Annotated in this window: 14 protein-coding genes; 6 read left to right on the top strand and 8 right to left on the bottom strand. The window is 35.0% G+C overall.

Annotated elements, in window-relative coordinates; genetic code table 11:
* Window positions 1–39: 39 nt before the first annotated feature.
* Both J3U59_RS02635 and J3U59_RS02630 read right to left on the bottom strand, forming a co-directional pair.
* The gene (locus J3U59_RS02635; RefSeq protein ID WP_267333295.1) at window positions 40–1,224 is read right to left on the bottom strand and encodes an FAD-dependent oxidoreductase; all 1,185 of its coding nucleotides are present in this window, start codon (window positions 1,222–1,224) and stop codon (window positions 40–42) included.
* 14 nt (window positions 1,225–1,238) lie between these two features.
* Window positions 1,239–1,415: a Sec-independent protein translocase subunit TatA gene (locus J3U59_RS02630; protein ID WP_065634325.1), complete on the bottom strand. Its 177-nt coding sequence runs from the start codon at window positions 1,413–1,415 to the stop codon at window positions 1,239–1,241.
* Window positions 1,416–2,060: 645 nt separating this feature from the next.
* On the opposite strand from J3U59_RS02630, the gene J3U59_RS02625 reads away from it, so the two are divergent.
* Together J3U59_RS02625 and J3U59_RS02620 are read left to right on the top strand one after the other, a co-directional pair.
* On the top strand, window positions 2,061–2,747 hold the full coding sequence (locus tag J3U59_RS02625) for a LexA family transcriptional regulator (protein WP_065634324.1): 687 nt from the start codon (window positions 2,061–2,063) through the stop codon (window positions 2,745–2,747).
* Between the two features lie 254 nt (window positions 2,748–3,001).
* On the top strand, window positions 3,002–4,837 hold the full coding sequence (locus J3U59_RS02620) for an ABC transporter ATP-binding protein (protein WP_267333294.1): 1,836 nt from the start codon (window positions 3,002–3,004) through the stop codon (window positions 4,835–4,837).
* A gap of 60 nt (window positions 4,838–4,897) precedes the next feature.
* On the opposite strand, the gene dacB is transcribed toward J3U59_RS02620, so the two are convergent.
* Window positions 4,898–6,331 carry a serine-type D-Ala-D-Ala carboxypeptidase gene (gene dacB / locus J3U59_RS02615; RefSeq protein WP_267333293.1) on the bottom strand — a complete coding sequence of 478 codons (1,434 nt, stop codon included), beginning with the start codon at window positions 6,329–6,331 and terminating at the stop codon, window positions 4,898–4,900.
* Between the two features lie 175 nt (window positions 6,332–6,506).
* Here dacB and J3U59_RS02610 point away from each other — a divergent pair, with 175 nt between their 5' ends.
* Window positions 6,507–7,541, top strand: coding sequence for a TerC/Alx family metal homeostasis membrane protein (locus J3U59_RS02610; RefSeq protein WP_267333292.1), 1,035 nt, complete (start codon window positions 6,507–6,509; stop codon window positions 7,539–7,541).
* 38 nt (window positions 7,542–7,579) lie between these two features.
* Here J3U59_RS02610 and cycA read toward each other — a convergent pair whose 3' ends face one another.
* The gene (cycA, locus tag J3U59_RS02605) at window positions 7,580–8,953 is read right to left on the bottom strand and encodes a D-serine/D-alanine/glycine transporter (RefSeq protein WP_267333291.1); all 1,374 of its coding nucleotides are present in this window, start codon (window positions 8,951–8,953) and stop codon (window positions 7,580–7,582) included.
* A 199-nt stretch (window positions 8,954–9,152) separates the two neighbouring features.
* Here cycA and mltA point away from each other — a divergent pair, with 199 nt between their 5' ends.
* The 3 genes from mltA to asmA all read left to right on the top strand — a co-directional run bounded on the left by mltA (window position 9,153) and on the right by asmA (window position 12,819).
* Window positions 9,153–10,241: a murein transglycosylase A gene (mltA, locus tag J3U59_RS02600; RefSeq protein WP_267333290.1), complete on the top strand. Its 1,089-nt coding sequence runs from the start codon at window positions 9,153–9,155 to the stop codon at window positions 10,239–10,241.
* Window positions 10,242–10,311: 70 nt separating this feature from the next.
* A complete protein-coding gene (gene dcd, locus J3U59_RS02595; RefSeq protein ID WP_065634318.1) occupies window positions 10,312–10,893 on the top strand; it encodes a dCTP deaminase in 582 nt (193 codons plus the stop codon).
* Between the two features lie 36 nt (window positions 10,894–10,929).
* Complete coding sequence (gene asmA / locus J3U59_RS02590) at window positions 10,930–12,819, top strand: outer membrane assembly protein AsmA (protein ID WP_267333289.1); 1,890 nt, start codon at window positions 10,930–10,932, stop codon at window positions 12,817–12,819.
* A 72-nt stretch (window positions 12,820–12,891) separates the two neighbouring features.
* Here asmA and hslU read toward each other — a convergent pair whose 3' ends face one another.
* The 4 genes from hslU to tolR form a co-directional block, all read right to left on the bottom strand.
* Window positions 12,892–14,220 carry an HslU--HslV peptidase ATPase subunit gene (gene hslU / locus J3U59_RS02585; protein WP_267333288.1) on the bottom strand — a complete coding sequence of 443 codons (1,329 nt, stop codon included), beginning with the start codon at window positions 14,218–14,220 and terminating at the stop codon, window positions 12,892–12,894.
* A gap of 26 nt (window positions 14,221–14,246) precedes the next feature.
* The gene (gene hslV, locus J3U59_RS02580) at window positions 14,247–14,774 is read right to left on the bottom strand and encodes an ATP-dependent protease subunit HslV (RefSeq protein WP_065556332.1); all 528 of its coding nucleotides are present in this window, start codon (window positions 14,772–14,774) and stop codon (window positions 14,247–14,249) included.
* A 139-nt stretch (window positions 14,775–14,913) separates the two neighbouring features.
* Complete coding sequence (gene tolA / locus J3U59_RS02575) at window positions 14,914–16,143, bottom strand: cell envelope integrity protein TolA (protein WP_267333287.1); 1,230 nt, start codon at window positions 16,141–16,143, stop codon at window positions 14,914–14,916.
* 32 nt (window positions 16,144–16,175) lie between these two features.
* Complete coding sequence (gene tolR / locus J3U59_RS02570) at window positions 16,176–16,595, bottom strand: colicin uptake protein TolR (RefSeq protein ID WP_065634314.1); 420 nt, start codon at window positions 16,593–16,595, stop codon at window positions 16,176–16,178.
* Window positions 16,596–16,600: the final 5 nt, after the last annotated feature.

Below are 16,600 nucleotides of genomic sequence, written 5' to 3'. Positions count from 1 at the left end.
TCAAGCCATGCTTAAGGGTAATGAAGTCATAAATTTAACTTAAATATGCATAGCATATTTAATTAACTGTTTTTTGATAGGAGAGCAATGATCGATAGTATTCATACCAACTGTTCTTATTAATTTTTTAACAAGACTATCACCGTTAAACATATCTTGTATGGTTCGCATAGCGGTTAACATCACTAAGGTATCTTTTCGACGCATAAATTGAAACAATTTTAAATTATCAACTAATCCAAAATCTTTTTGTTGATCAATTAATTTTTTAATTGTTGTAACCAATAATGCTGAATCTTGAAATCCAAGATTGACACCTTGCCCAGCTAAAGGGTGAATGGTATGAGCAGCATCACCAATTAACACTAAACGATGTTTAATAAATTGTCTTGCTAAACGCGCTTTCAACGGGAAAACCATTCTTGGATTGATTAACTGACATTGACCGACTTTATCACCCGTTAAATGAAATAATTCATTGCAGAAATCTGATTCTGACATTGAAGATAACATTGCCGCATTATCAGGCTTTGTTGACCAAACCAAACAACTTTTATTTTGTTGCCAAAGCGGCAAAAAAGCGACAATACCGTTCGGATAAAAAATCTGTCTTGCACAAGATTGATGTGGGTAACTGGTTTCAACTGTCGTTATTACAGCATGATGAATATAATTACGCTCAAAAACAGAAATGTTTTCTTGCTTTCGAATCCAAGAGTGAGCACCATCGGCACCAATAACTAATTTAGCATATAATACAGTTTCATTAGATAATGTTAGACAAGCGTAATCTTGGCTAAACTCACTATTAATTGCTTGATCAGGATAAATGGTGATGTTAGTACGTGATAATGCGTATTGATAAAGATAGTGAGATATTACATCATTTTCAATGATATAACCAAGATTAGCATAGCCATAATCTTTGGCATGAGCAGCTAAATGTGCTTGACCATTTTTTTCCCAAACACCTATTTCAGAAAAATCTTGTACTCGTTTACTTGCTAATAAATCATCCCATATCCCAATTTGCGCAAAATAACGCTGACTAGCATTATTTATTGCAGACGCTCGAATACCTATCTCATCATGAAATAATTGTTGATGCTGATGAATGTTAGCATCGACAAGCGCAATGTTTAAACCATGTTGACTAAGTGCGCAAGCAGTTGCTAAACCAACTAATCCACCACCAACAATAGCAATATCAAAATTTTTATTCATACCAACAAATATCGCTACTTATTATCAAGTTTGTTATCGTTTTTGACTTCAGTGTCATCATCATTCATCGCTTTTTTAAACCCTTTTAAAGCTGAACCTAAATCAGACCCTAAATTACGTAGTTTTTTTGTGCCAAATAATAAAATGACTACAGCAAGAAACACTAAAAGGTGTGGAATGCTAAATGACATATAAAAATCCTCTTTTAAAAAGTATTACTGCTATGCTTGATCCAAAACAACAACACAGCACTTAAAGTATTAGCTTAATTATACGCTTTTTATTAAGGGATTTCACAACAAGTTATTTTAGGATAAAAAAAAGACCTGTATATAAATATACAGGCCAACATGAAATATAAGGAATATAAGGAAAGAAAACAATGAAAAATCCTTACCCTGCTTATTATCCATTTTTTTTCGTTTTAGTCAACGTTTTTATTTGCTTTCGTATTTATTTAAAGAAAGGTAGCAAAATTAAAAATAAAATAAATAAAATCATAAAGATAAAATAAAAAACCCTTTAATTATTACATTTTCAATATTTTAATTTAAATCAAAATTGATCAAAAAAAACATATTAAATTATAAAAATATTTTATTTTTCGTATAAAATAACTTTTTTAAAACAGAAAAACACACGTCATCATTTTTTTAAAACTCTAATTTTAAAACGTAAGATCAAACAGAAAGCAGAATATAAAACGAATAATTTAACCGAAATTAAGAAAAAACATTTTTAAATACAAACTATTCTGATAATCATATATATAAAACTAAAAAAATATGTTTTATAATTAGTAAACGGATGAAAATAAAAAGTAGACAGAAATAAATATGATTAAAAATAAAAATGTTAAAACATTTAAAGATAGATTATACAGCTCTATGCAAGGTTTATCTGTTTCTGCCTTTGCTAAAAAATGTGATATGTCAGAAACTGTTATCAGAGACTACTTATCAGGTAAAACATATCCATCTCTTACCCGTTTAGAAGTCATTGCGGAAAAATGTAATGTATCTTTCAACTGGCTTGCTACCGGTTATAAATTAGAAGTTTTCGATCCTAAAGACGAAGATGATGGTATTTATAACGAAAATATTTATCGAATTCCTGTTTATAAAAAACAATTACCCACTAAAGAAGAAGCGCAAACTCAGCGTTATGTTCGTGAAACCCCACCTGTGATGAATTATCCTATCGTTGAAGGTTGGGCTGCTCATCGAGGCCTCGATATCCGAAAACTAATAATTTATTGGGCTAAAGGCGATCTAATGGCACCAGACATTGAAAATAATAATGGCGTGATTATCAACACACAAGAAAGTGAACTTATTGATGGTGCCATTTATTTAATCGAATATGAAAATTTTACCTTGCTTAGGAAAATAAGATTAACACTGGGCAGTTGGATCTTAATTTGTAACAATAACCAATATCCAACTATTGAGGTTCCTAAAGCTCATTTCGAAAAATACAATATTGTAGGTCGTGCAGTACAAATCATTAAAGATGTTTTTTAATACCATAAGTAGCAATCCAAATTAGTTCAGGCTATAATTTAAACACGAGGAAATCTACAACCTGTAATTTCCTCGTTATTTTACTAATAGGTATAATTTTCCTACATCAGGTAGAAAGCTAAATAATGTTCATCTAAAAATATCACACAACAATTTAGTGTTTAGATAATTTATATCTATAACTATTACCCGCATATTTCTTTTGATCATTGATAAAAAATCAATGGCTAACCTTACTAATTATTGGGTCAATTATGTATCGATTTTTTGAAAAATTGGTGTCAGCTTATCCTAAAGATGACGCACAACCTACCGCTAAAAACTTTTTTAAATTTATTTGGCAATCCACAAAAGGCATTCGCATCTTTATATTATCACTCATTATACTTAGTGGTTTAAGTGGCGCTTTTGAAGCTTTCTTATTTGCGGCTTTAGGTAAAGTAGTTGATTGGCTGGCTGTCATTGAGCCAAGTAAATTTTGGCAACAAGAAAAAAGTACATTAATTTTATTTACCTTAATCATTTTAGCAAGTACGTTGATTATTGGCTTACAAACCATTATTAAGCATCAGTCACTTGCTGGTAATTTTCCGATGAGAATACGTTGGAATTTACATCGTTTAGTCCTAAATCAAAGTATGCGATTTTTTCAAGACGAATTTGCAGGCAGAATATCAGCAAAAGTCATGCAAACAGCCCTTGCCGTTCGAGATACCTGTTTTTTGGTAGCAGATATTTTAGTTTATGTGCTTATCTCGTTTATCACCATGGCAGCAATTATTGGACAACTCGATCCTTGGTTCTTATTACCCTTTTTTGGCTGGTGTGTCCTTTTTGGCATTGCTATGTACTATTTCATTCCACGCTTAAGTAAAGTGGCGAGTATGCAGGCAGACGCCAGATCAACCATGACAGGACGCGTGACAGATGCCTATACCAATATTATGACAGTAAAACTTTTTTCACATGCTGGCAATGAAGCTAAATATGCCCAAGAGTCCATGGATGAATTTTTAATTACAGTCAATAAACAAATGCGCCTAGTGAGCAGTTTTGAAATTGTAAACCATTTGCTTTCTATTTCACTGATTTTAAGTACGACAGCGATTTCACTCTGGCTATGGAGCCAACAATTAGTCGGAGTGGGTGCGATTGCCACAACAACCGCAGTTGCACTACGATTAAATGGTTTTTCACATTGGATCATGTGGGAAATAGCGTCCTTATTTGAAAACATTGGTGTTGTTAAAGATGGAATAAAAACATTTTCAGCCACTCAAGCTGTCACAGATAAACCCGATGCAACTGAGCTTAAAGTCAATCAAGGTAAAATTGAATTTAAGCATATAGATTTTAATTATGATAAAAAACGGTTAAATGCGGTAATCGAGAATTTAGATCTTACCATCAATCCTGGTGAAAAAATTGGATTAGTCGGTCGTTCTGGTGCTGGTAAATCGACACTAATTAACTTGCTGTTACGTTTTTACGATTTACAGAGTGGTAAAATCATTATTGATGGTCAAGATATTACCAATGTTACCCAAGAAAGTTTACGTGCCAAAATTGGTATGGTCACCCAAGATACCTCGCTACTGCATCGTTCAGTAAAAGAAAATTTACTTTATGGTAATAATCAAGCCAGTGAGCAAGAGATGATCATAGCGGCTAAAAAAGCCCATGCTGATGACTTTATTCAAACATTAGTCGATGCTAAAGGTAGAACAGGTTATAACGCCTATGTAGGCGAACGAGGTATAAAATTATCGGGAGGGCAAAGACAACGAATCGCAATTGCTAGAGTCATTTTAAAAAATGCCCCTATTTTACTTTTGGATGAGGCAACAAGTGCACTTGATTCTGAAATAGAGCAAGCCATTCAAGAAAGTTTATATACCTTAATGGAAGGAAAAACCGTTATTGCGATAGCCCATCGTTTATCGACCATTGCAGCAATGGATAGATTAGTCGTGCTCGATCAAGGTAAAATCATTGAGCAAGGTACACACCAACAGCTATTAAATAAAAATGGCTTATATGCACAACTTTGGAAACATCAAAGTGGCGGCTTTTTGGGCGATAACCTTTAGCGAATTATCGATTAAAAAAGGAAGAATATACACGCAAGTATAATCTTCCTGTAATTCACATTAGTTAACAAAATTCTTATAAAATTCAGATTCAAATTTCATAATTGCACTTTTAGGCTCATTTTGGCTTTCAGCTTGATAGCCTGACAGTAACTGAACAAAAGCAATATAATGACCATCAGATTTTTGAATAAATCCAGCTAAATTATAACTACCTTGTATATAACCTGTTTTCGCAATAATAGCCTCTTTAAACGGTGGTTGGCTAAAACTTTTACGATATTGCAAAGTGCCATCTATTCCAGCTATGGGCAGTTTTTCAATAATTCCTAAGCGTGCATTATTAGCTGCAATGTATTGTAATACTTCCATTAATTTATCGGCACTAACTAAATTTAATCTCGACAATCCTGAACCATCCGCAATGACAAGATTCTCTAAATTAATTCCTGCTTTTTTGCGTAAAATTTGTTTTACCGCATCACTTCCATTACGCCAGGTACCTGAGATATTAAAATAGTGAGCACCCAGTGTTCTAAATATAGCATCAGCATACAAGTTATTAGACTTTTTCAACATCACAGTTAATAAATCAGACAAAGGAGCAGACTGACTTGCGGTTAACAAAGTAAGTTGTGAGTTAGTTTTTTTGTTTTTTTCTATTATGCCACCGGTATAACTTATTTTTTGTGCTTTTAGTTCATTCTTTAAAATCGTTGAAAAATATTCAATACTATCAACAACAGCAAACTTTAATGGCATTTTATCGGCACTAGCTGAGATACACCCAGACAAATAATATCGATTTTTATCTGAATAACTCACATCAAGTTCGCAATATTTATCATTTAAATCTTTACTGTTTGCAGCAACAGTTCGAACATCACTGGTAATTATCACAGGATTGCTAGCGGCAACAGATGCAGATGCAATAGCACCAACTTTATTCGGTGTAATTGTTGCGTAAAAACAGTTATCATCAATTGTTGCGGCTGATGAAGGTGCGCTATAGCAAGCCGTTAAGTTATTCCATGACCAGCCTGGTGCTTTATCATGACTGGTAAAAATCGAGGTATCTAAAATTATATTACCTGCAATCTTTTCAATCCCTTTTTGGCGTAAAGCAATAAGCATACTGCGTAATTTTTCACGCGAAAACGTTGGATCACCACTTAATTGGATAATTAAATCACCATTTAATTGTTTATTACTTATTGTGCCATTAGTTTGCATTCGTGTAATAAACCGAAAATCGCTGCCTAACTCAAGTTCGGCTGCTAAAGCAGTAATCACTTTTTGTGTACTGGCCGGTTGCTTGAATTGATCACTTTTATATTTAGCTAAAAGTTTAGGATTATTTTCAACCGTCTGTACTAAAATTGATATATCACTGCCTTTGGGTAGAGTAGAAATATAAGGTTCAACAGATTGTGCTTGGAGTAGACTGGAAAAAATTGCGATAATAAATAAGATAAATAGCCGAAAATTTAGCATGGAAGTTTGCTCGAAAGTTTAATAAACAAAGACAGTTTAAACAATTTGATAAATATATCTTTTTTTGGTTTTGCTATCAATATATACTCAATCATTTTTATGAAGATGTTTGATATAACTTAGAACAATACTTACATTACGTCATAAATCAATCTGAAAATTAGGTAATGTCACTATGATTCACAACTCATTAGGTTTCCCTATAGAAACCATTTTAGTTTTTATTATACTAGCAATTGTAGCAATAAGTATTGATTTATATGCTCATCATAATGATAAGCCTATTACTTTAACTAATGCTATAACCTGGTCTATTTTTTGGATTGTTATTGCATTATGTTTTGCGCTATTTTTATATATTCATCACGGCGCTGAAATAGCAAGCTTATTTTTAACAGGTTATGTGCTTGAAAAGGCGCTTTCAATCGATAATTTATTTGTCATTATGGCACTGTTTTCGTGGTTCAGCATTCCTGAAAATTATCGTCATCGATTACTTTACTTAGGCGTGATAGGCGCGATTATTTTCCGGGCTATTTTTGTCATCATTGGTACCGAATTATTAGCCCTAGGTCCTTGGATGGAATTGGTTTTCTCAGTCGCCGTTGCCTACAGTGGCGTAATGATGTTAAAAAACCAAAATCATGACCAAGCTATCAAAGATTACTCACACCATATTGCTTACCGAATTGCTAACCGTCTGTTTCCAACCTATCCCAAACTGGTTGGTCATCACTTTTTTTTGTCACGAAAACAAGTGCAAAATGAATTGACTAAACCAGAAAATAAAAATTTAAGCAATATCAATACTCACAAAGCGTTATATGCAACACCGCTTTTTTTATGTATTGTCGTTATTGAGCTGAGTGATGTCATGTTTGCTTTTGATTCCGTGCCAGCAGTTATCGCGGTGAGCCAAGAACCTTTAATTGTCTATAGTGCAATGATATTTGCTATTTTAGGTTTAAGAACACTGTACTTTGTATTAGAAGCGATGCAACAATATCTCGTGCATTTAGGTAAAGCTGTTATTTGCTTATTATTTTTTATCGCTATCAAATTGGCTCTGAATGCTAGCAACCATTTGTTCGGATACGGAATCGACATAACCCCAACAATGAGTTTATATATTGTGTTAGGTCTATTAGCTTTAGGGATTATTGCCAGTTTTATCTGGCCTAAAAAGAATAAACCCGCAAACAATTCATAATATTAGGCAGGTAAAAAAACCTGCCTAACTATTAGATTTTACTGTCTTTTTAAACCACGAACACAATAACTTACCGCTAAAATAACAAACCAAATTGGTGTTGCTATAAGCGCTTGGCGGGTATCTGTCTCAAACGTCAATAATACAATTACGAAAGCAAAAAATGCCAAGCATACATAACACATTAAAACGCCACCAGGCATTTTAAATTTAGATTGCTGATGTAAATCCGCTTTTTTTCGATAATAAGCGATATAAGAAACCAGAATCATCGACCAAATAAACATAAATAAAATAGCGGAAATGGTAGTAACAATGGTAAAAGCTGCCATTACGTCCGGTACTAAATAAATTAAAACTACACCACCAAATAAACAGGTACATGAAAACAGTAAACCATTGGCAGGGACAGATCTGCGCGATAATTTCCCAAAAGGTTCTGGAGCATCTTGTTTTTTGGCTAACCCAAATAACATTCGGCTGGTAGAGTAAATTCCACTATTGGCAGAAGATGCAGCTGAAGTTAAAACTACAAAATTAATAACACTGGCGGCGGCGGGTAAACCAATTAAGGTAAATAACTCAACAAACGGGCTTTTATTTGGCGAAATCAAAATCCAAGGTGTGACACTCATAATAATAATTAACGCAAAAACGTAAAAGAAAATAATACGAGCGGGTACCGAATTAATTGCTCGAGGTAGATTTTTATTTGGATCAACAGTTTCAGCGGCTGTAGTACCCACCAATTCAATACCCACAAAAGCAAAGATTGCAATTTGAAAACCAGCAAAAAAGCCCATTGAACCATGAGGGAAAAACCCACCATAACTCCATAAATTGGCAAAAGAAGCGGTAGTATTGGTCTGCTCTGAGTGAAAAGCAGTCAAAATCAAAACAAGTCCAACAACAATCAATGCTAAAATTGCAACAATTTTAATCATTGAAAACCAGAATTCGGTTTCACCAAACATTTTCACTGTTAATAAATTCAACGTCAATAACACAATTACCGTCAAGAGCATTGGGATCCATGCATGTAATTGAGGGAACCAATGCTGCGCATAACCAGCAATAGCAACAACATCAGCTATTCCAGTGATTACCCAGCAAAACCAATAAGTCCATCCTGTAAAAAACCCAGCCCAAGGGCCTAACAGATCATTGGCAAAATCACTAAAGGATTTATATTTTAAGTTAGACAAAAGGATTTCACCCATGGCTCGCATAACAAAAAATAAGATAAAGCCAATTATCATATACACAAAAATAATCGATGGTCCTGCAAGACTGATCGTTTTACCTGACCCCATAAATAAGCCGGTACCAATAGCACCACTGATTGCGATTAGTTGAATATGTCGATTGGAAAGATTTCGTTTAAGATCACTGTTTGGAGATGTATCGCTCATCGCATTGATTACCTTTAAGTTTCAAAATTTCACACTACTATCCGTAGTGTAGGACTATAAAGTTTATGCCGTCAAACCGCAAGCTTAATTGTTATGAAAACTTTTTATGGCAACATCACATTTAGTGGTAGTTTCTTATAATAGAATTGTGTAGCATAACCACCTATAATTTTATAACGTATTATAATGATTAACTAAGATGAAAGAATATAACCGCCATTATCGAATATATATTGTGTGCATTTTATTTGTACTAACCGTTTTAACTGGATGTCAAAGTAATGCAAAACGTCAATTTAAACAAGGACAACTGTACAAAGATGGTAAACTTAGTTCGCCACTCAATGTTAGTCATCCTGATCTGGGGATTCCAGTCAATATTACCGATTATGTGCTTCAAGTTAACAAAATTAAATCTACATCCCCATCTTTATATCGAAAAAATGAACATATTTATAAAGCAATAGATAACTGGATTAACCGGTCGTTAGGGGCAGATGAATTTAACAAAGTGGGGCTAAATAGTTATGAAATGGCAGGCCAAGATGGTTATGGTAATGTCCATTTAACGGGGTACTACACCCCTGTCATCAAAGCAAGACACCAACCAAATGCAGAGTTCAAATACCCTATTTATAAAATGCCTGCAAAAACTAGTGGGCGATTACCGAATCGCGAACAAATTTATAATGGAGCCCTAGCCGGAAAGGGTCTTGAAATTGCTTACAGTAATTCCTTGATGGATAATTTTATTATGGAAGTACAAGGAAGTGCTTATATTGATTTTGAAGATGGAACCCCTTTAGTTTTCTTCTGTTATGGTGGTAAAAATGGTCATGGTTACTCAAGCATAGGTCGCTTATTAGTCGAACAAGGTGAAATCGATAAAGACAAAATGTCAATTCAAGCCATTAAAGATTGGGCTAAAAACAAAAGTGAAAAACAAGTCAAAGCATTATTAATTCAAAACCGTTCATTTGTTTTTTTTAAACCTCAACCTAATGCTGAGGTAAAAGGTGCAGCAGCGGTACCACTGGTTGCCAATGCATCGGTGGCATCAGATAAATCACTTATTCCAATTGGTTCAGTTGTGTTAGTGGATGTACCCTTACTTGATGACGATGGTCAATATCGAGGTCGTCGGGAAACGCGGTTGATGGTAGCGTTAGATGTTGGTGGCGCAATTAAAGGGCAACATTTTGATCTTTATTTAGGAATCGGTGATAAACCAGGAAAATTAGCCGGATACTATAATCATTATGGTCGTGCATGGGTTATCAAACCCTAAATTATCAACATCGACGGCATCGTTAGAACCTGTTAGAATAAGCAAATAACAGTATATTTAAGGATAACTCATGAGATTATGCGATCGAGATATCGAAGCGTATTTACAAAGTGGTAAACTAAAAATTACACCGCAACCAACAACTCATTGTATCAATGGCGCAACCGTCGATGTTAGATTGGGTAATAAATTTCGTACCTTTCGGGAACATACTACACCTTATATAGACTTGAGTGGTCCTAAAGAACAAGTATCAGCGGTTCTTGAACGTGTGATGAGTGAAGAAATGGTCCTTGCAGAAGGCGATGCTTTTTATCTTCATCCCGGTGAGTTAGCTTTAGCCGTCACGTTAGAATCTGTTACTATTCCTGACGACTTAGTTGGCTGGCTAGATGGTCGCTCATCACTGGCCAGATTAGGATTGATGGTACATGTGACCGCTCACCGTATCGATCCTGGTTGGCAAGGACAAATTGTATTAGAATTTTACAATTCGGGAAAAATCCCATTAGCGCTCAGACCAGGAATGACCATTGGCGCATTAAGTTTTGAAACATTAACTGGGAAAGCAGCAAGACCTTACAACAGCAGAAAAGATGCAAAATATAAAGATCAACAAGGTGCAGTTGCCAGTCGTATTGATAAAGACTAGCACGCTTAGTAGCTTATATTCTAAAGGAACATTAATATGATCAAAAAAATATTGGTTACGCTTTTAATTTTAATCCTCATTATTTCAATCGGTATTGTCTCATTAATCGTTTTTGTTGACCCCAATAATTTTCGAGGATTTATAACTGATACCGTCAAAGATAAAACAGGCTATGAATTAACTATCGAGGGAAATTTACGTTGGCACATTTGGCCACAAGTCAGTATCTTGACTGATTCGGTTAAGCTTTCTGATCAGGATGCAAAAAAACCTATCCTAACAGCAGATAATATGCGTTTAGATGTGGAATTATTCCCACTGTTTTCTAAAAAATTGACTGTCAAAAATGTATTTATAAAATCGGCTATTATTAATATTACCGATGAAAGTGAAGGATTGGTTTTTGAGAACAAAGAAGCTAACAAGCCAAACACTTCTAACGGTGAAATATCACAAACTAAACAAGCTGCAAAACCATCGAGCTGGGCGTTTACATTAAACAAACTTGAAGTCACTGATAGTACTGTTGTCATTCAACACAAAGATGATTTGATTAACTTTCGCAATATTAACTTAGCGATCGAGCAAAAATCAGATAAAAAAATGACAATTGATGTAAAAGGCAATGTTGATCGTAATCAACAAGATCTTTATTATGCTGCTAATGCTGATGTAGATTTAACCCAATATCCTAATAGCGCAATTATTGATTTGAAGAAATTTGAATATTCTTATAAAGGCATTACCTCATCGTTTAAAGCTCTAAAAGGCAATATCAATGGATTATTTAATTATCAACAAACGAATCCAATGCAATTAAGTAGTAAAAATTTATCTTTTTCAATCAATGAAAACAATTTTAATGGTGCATTTACTGCTAATTTAGACAACAAACCTGATATTGATCTGCAACTTAGCTCGGATAAATTGAACCTATCGACATTTTTAACCAATGATAAAAAAGTAAACGACAATATCACTATACAACAAACACCTCCTGTGGTATCAAACGTTGAAAAAATTGAGAACGAACTCAATTTTCTTAATAGCTTCAATGCTAAACTTAAACTCAATTTAAAACAATTAGATGCTAATAACATTATATTGAATAATATCAATGTAAATATGGTCAATAATGATGGTGTAGCCACCTTTCATGATATCAATTTTGACTTTGCTAAAGGCCATGTAATGGCAACAGGTATCGCAAATGGTAAGCAAAAAAATACGCTGATTAAATTGAGTCCTAAAATTAGTAATGTTGATCTTAATACGTTCTTTACCCAAATAGAAACACCTAATGATTTGCAAGGATCATTTAATGCAAATGGTGATTTAGAAGCGAATACATTAATAGGTAATCGACTCTTAGAAAGTATAAAGGGTAACGTAGCAATCAATGTGACCAATGCCAGATTAAATAATATTAATATCAATAATATTATTCAAACTGCAGCAGCAAAATATACCAAAGATATATCTAATCCAGAAAATCAAAAAAACTATACTGAATTTTCTAATATCACAGCTAATGGATATTTAAGCAATGGTAATTTAGAGCTAACAACGTTAGGAGCCAATTCTCAAACACTCGATGTCACCTCTGGCTCAGGCAGAGTTGGTATGACTCAAAAAGATTTAGATGTGAATTTAAACATTAAACTTTTAGGTGGCTGGAATGGTAAAAACGATACCATTGCAAAACTACAAAAGCTAACTATACCGTTACATATTTATGGGCAATTTGCTAATCTTCATTACCAAATTGATTTAGAACAAGTCATTAAGGATTTATTTAGTGATAAGTTGCAAGACAAGTTAGATAAATTACGCAATAAACTTGAAGGACGTAATTCAAAAGATGACTCTAAATCAAATTCTAAACAAAAAGCAGTAGATCTTTTAGAAGGTTTACTAACTAAATAAAAATAAGACAAATGAATAATAAAAAAGGTGAGTAATATACTCACCTTTTTTGTTTACCAGTTAAAAATAAAACTACAAAATAAACTTGCTTAGATCTTCATCTGCAACGAGTTTATCTAAATGCTCACCAACATACTTAGCATCAATTGTAACTGTTTGCCCATTAAGTTCACTCGCTTCAAACGAAACTTCTTCCATTAAACGTTCAAGCACGGTATGTAATCGACGAGCACCAATATTTTCATTTTGCTCATTTACTTGCCAAGCAGACTCCGCTATTTTACGTATCCCATCTGTGGTAAAATCAATATTCACACCTTCTGTTGCCATGAGTGCTTTATATTGTACAGTGAGTGATGCATTTGGCTCAGTTAAAATACGCTCAAAATCTTCACTGGTTAATGCCTGTAATTCAACTCGAATTGGTAAACGCCCTTGAAGTTCCGGTATTAAATCTGATGGGCTTGCTGTTTGGAATGCACCAGAAGCGATAAATAAAATATGATCAGTTTTTACTGAACCATGCTTAGTTGATACCGTGCATCCTTCAACTAAAGGTAATAAATCACGTTGCACCCCTTCACGAGACACATCAGGACCAGAAGAATTACCACGCTTACAAACTTTATCAATTTCGTCAATAAACACAATACCATTTTGTTCAACAGCTTCAATGGCTTGATGTTTAAGTTCTTCAGGATTTACAAGTTTAGCAGCTTCTTCTTCAATTAACTGTTTAAATGCATCTTTAATTTTCATTTTACGTGGTTTTGTTTTTTGACCACCTAAATTTTGAAACATCGATTGTAATTGATTCGTCATTTCTTCCATACCCGGAGGTGCCATGATTTCGACACCAATATTAACGCCGGCTACTTCAATTTCAATCTCTTTATCATCAAGTGCACCTTCACGGAGTTTTTTTCGAAAAGCTTGTCTAGCTGTTGAATCGTTATTATTTTCAACCTGTCCCCATCCATCTTTCGCTGGTGGAACCAGTACATCTAAAATACGTTCTTCAGCTAACTCTTGTGCACGATTGCGATTTTTTTCTATTGCTTCTTGACGAATCATTTTGACAGCGGAATCGGTTAAATCTCGAATAATAGAGTCAACCTCTTTACCAACATAACCGACTTCTGTAAATTTTGTTGCTTCGACTTTGATAAATGGAGCACGTGCTAATTTCGCTAATCTTCTGGCGATTTCGGTTTTACCTACCCCTGTTGGTCCAATCATTAATATATTTTTGGGTGTTACTTCATGGCGTAACGCTTCATCAAGCTGCATACGACGCCAACGATTACGCAATGCAATAGCAACAGAACGTTTTGCTTTATCTTGACCAATGATATGTTGGTTTAATTCGCTTACTATTTCGCGAGGAGTCATTTCAGACATAATAATTTTCTCTTAAATCGGTTTAATTAATAATTGAGTTCTTCAATTGTTTGGAAGTTATTGGTATATACACAAATATCTCCCGCTATTGATAATGACTTTTGCACAATATCATGTGCAGATAATGAAGTATTATCCAGTAGCGCACGTGCTGCCGCTTGTGCATATGGTCCTCCCGAACCAATAGCAATCAAATCGTCTTCTGGTTGAATAACATCACCTGTACCAGTAATAATTAATGAGGCACTTTCATCGGCAACAGCAAGCAATGCTTCTAATTTACGTAACATCCTATCGGTACGCCAATCTTTCGCTAACTCAACTGCAGACTTGGTTAAATGACCTTGATGCATTTCAAGTTTTCGTTCGAATAATTCAAAAAGCGTAAAGGCATCAGCTGTGCCGCCTGCAAATCCTGCAATTACTTTGTTATTATATAATCGACGAACTTTACGGGCATTGCCTTTCATAATTATACGTTCACCAAGTGTCACTTGCCCATCACCACCAATAACCACTTGCCCTTCACGGCGAACACTGACTATTGTTGTCATATTCTGCTCCTTCTCTTACTTACAATAACTAAATTTGGAATGAATAGAAAATATATTGGGACGTTTAAATCATTTTCAACATCTTTGACTGAAAGATGTTGAAAATTTATTTTATGAAGATCAAAATTTGAACATTAAGCTATTTTGGTTGGAATTCAAGAGTCATATTTTTTACTTCATTATACAGATTATTGGCAGGTCTTGGTATCACCGCAAGTTTGGTAGCGGCAAGCGCTTCTCGGCATAAAGCATCATCCCCACCTTTTGAAATGACATTAAGTAATAATCCATCGGGCGCAATTTGAATCTGCAAAACACAGTGTTGCCCACTATAAACATTAGGAGGATTAATAAATTTATTACTTATTGCATTTTGTACTAATGACTTATATTTGTCTAATTCACCATCCGACACACCTTTACGGCTAGCCGTTGCTCCTTGAGCATTTGAAGTACTTGGCGCACCTGATGAGGTTAATCCACCTAACAGATCATTTAATGCTTTATCATTTTTAGCTTGTTTAGCTTTCTCTGCCGCAGCTTTTTGGGCGGCGGCTTTCTCGGCTGCGGCTTTCTCTGCCGCAGCCTTTTCAGCGGCGGCCTTTTCAGCGGCAGCTTTTTCTGCGGCGGCCTTTTGAGCGGCAGCTTTCTCGGCTGCAGCCTTTTCAGCGGCGGCTTTCTCGGCTGCGGCCTTCTCAGCAGCAGCTTTTTCTGCTGCAGCCTTTTCAGCGGCAGCTTTTTCTGCGGCGGCCTTTTGAGCAGCAGCTTTCTCGGCAGCGGCCTTCTCAGCAGCAGCTTTTTCTGCGGCGGCCTTCTCTGCAGCGGCTTTTTCTGCTGCAGCCTTTTCAGCGGCAGCTTTTTCTGCTGCGGCCTTATCAGCAGCGGCTTTTTCTGCTGCAGCCTTTTCAGCGGCAGCTTTCTCGGCTGCGGCCTTATCAGCAGCGGCTTTTTCTGCTGCAGCCTTTTCAGCGGCAGCTTTCTCGGCTGCGGCCTTTTCAGCAGCGGCTTTTTCTGCCTCTTGCTGTTTTTGTTGTTCAGCAATTTTTAAACGCTCTTTTTCAAGATCTTTTAACCGTTGCTGTTCAGCTAATTGCTTCTCTTGTAACTCTTTAGCCTGGTTTTCTAATTGTTGTTGTTTTTGTTTATCCGCCTTTTGTTGACTGGTTTGAGCTTGTAATTGCCTTTGATATTGTTCAGTCATAACCGAGGGATCAACCATAATCGCATCGATAGATTGACCATTAATACTACCATAGTTAGCATTATCATCTTGTATAGCTCTATAGCCAAGAATGATAATTAATATTAAATGCAATAAAATAGATATTACAATTGGTACGCTTAATTTAGAATTTGGCTTATAAGACATTGCTGACATTTTTAACGTATTATTATGTTTAATTAAATTGGTTGAGTCATCAATCCAACAGATTTAACGCCTGCAGATTGTAATAAATTCAACGCCTTTATAATTTCTTCGTAAGGAACATTTTTAGCACCACCAACTAAAAAAACAGCTTTTTCGTTAAGTGAAATTTGATGCTTAACCTCGGCAACAATTTGCTCTTGCGGTAAATTTGATTGACGATCTTGATCAATGATCAATGCGTAAACGCCAACATCAGATACTTCAATAATGATTGGTTTATTATCTGAAGGTGAAACTGTTTTTGATTCCGACGCTTCAGGTAAATCAACTTCAACACTTTGACTGATAATGGGTGCAGTTGCCATAAAAATCAATACCAATACCAATAGTACATCCAATAATGGAACTATATTGATTTCAGATTTTGTGGAATAACGTGAACGTCTGCTCATAATTA

Origin of the sequence: Gilliamella sp. B3783 (assembly GCF_026536125.1) — a bacterium.
GTDB lineage: Bacteria > Pseudomonadota > Gammaproteobacteria > Enterobacterales > Orbaceae > Gilliamella.
The sequence above is the reverse complement of the archived record's forward strand: the minus strand, read 5'-3'. Positions and strand labels throughout refer to the sequence as shown.

Excerpts from the sequence above, each read along its gene's own strand:
- J3U59_RS02610 (WP_267333292.1), top strand. The coding sequence starts at position 6,507 with ATGATTCACAACTCATTAGGTTTCCCTATAGAAACCATTTTAGTTTTT.
- J3U59_RS02620 (WP_267333294.1), top strand. The coding sequence starts at position 3,002 with ATGTATCGATTTTTTGAAAAATTGGTGTCAGCTTATCCTAAAGATGAC.
- J3U59_RS02625 (WP_065634324.1), top strand. The coding sequence starts at position 2,061 with ATGATTAAAAATAAAAATGTTAAAACATTTAAAGATAGATTATACAGC.
- dacB (WP_267333293.1), bottom strand. The coding sequence starts at position 6,331 with ATGCTAAATTTTCGGCTATTTATCTTATTTATTATCGCAATTTTTTCC.
- cycA (WP_267333291.1), bottom strand. The coding sequence starts at position 8,953 with ATGAGCGATACATCTCCAAACAGTGATCTTAAACGAAATCTTTCCAAT.
- dcd (WP_065634318.1), top strand. The coding sequence starts at position 10,312 with ATGAGATTATGCGATCGAGATATCGAAGCGTATTTACAAAGTGGTAAA.
- hslU (WP_267333288.1), bottom strand. The coding sequence starts at position 14,220 with ATGTCTGAAATGACTCCTCGCGAAATAGTAAGCGAATTAAACCAACAT.
- J3U59_RS02635 (WP_267333295.1), bottom strand. The coding sequence starts at position 1,224 with ATGAATAAAAATTTTGATATTGCTATTGTTGGTGGTGGATTAGTTGGT.
- tolR (WP_065634314.1), bottom strand. The coding sequence starts at position 16,595 with ATGAGCAGACGTTCACGTTATTCCACAAAATCTGAAATCAATATAGTT.
- asmA (WP_267333289.1), top strand. The coding sequence starts at position 10,930 with ATGATCAAAAAAATATTGGTTACGCTTTTAATTTTAATCCTCATTATT.
- mltA (WP_267333290.1), top strand. The coding sequence starts at position 9,153 with ATGAAAGAATATAACCGCCATTATCGAATATATATTGTGTGCATTTTA.
- hslV (WP_065556332.1), bottom strand. The coding sequence starts at position 14,774 with ATGACAACAATAGTCAGTGTTCGCCGTGAAGGGCAAGTGGTTATTGGT.
- tolA (WP_267333287.1), bottom strand. The coding sequence starts at position 16,143 with ATGTCTTATAAGCCAAATTCTAAATTAAGCGTACCAATTGTAATATCT.
- J3U59_RS02630 (WP_065634325.1), bottom strand. The coding sequence starts at position 1,415 with ATGTCATTTAGCATTCCACACCTTTTAGTGTTTCTTGCTGTAGTCATT.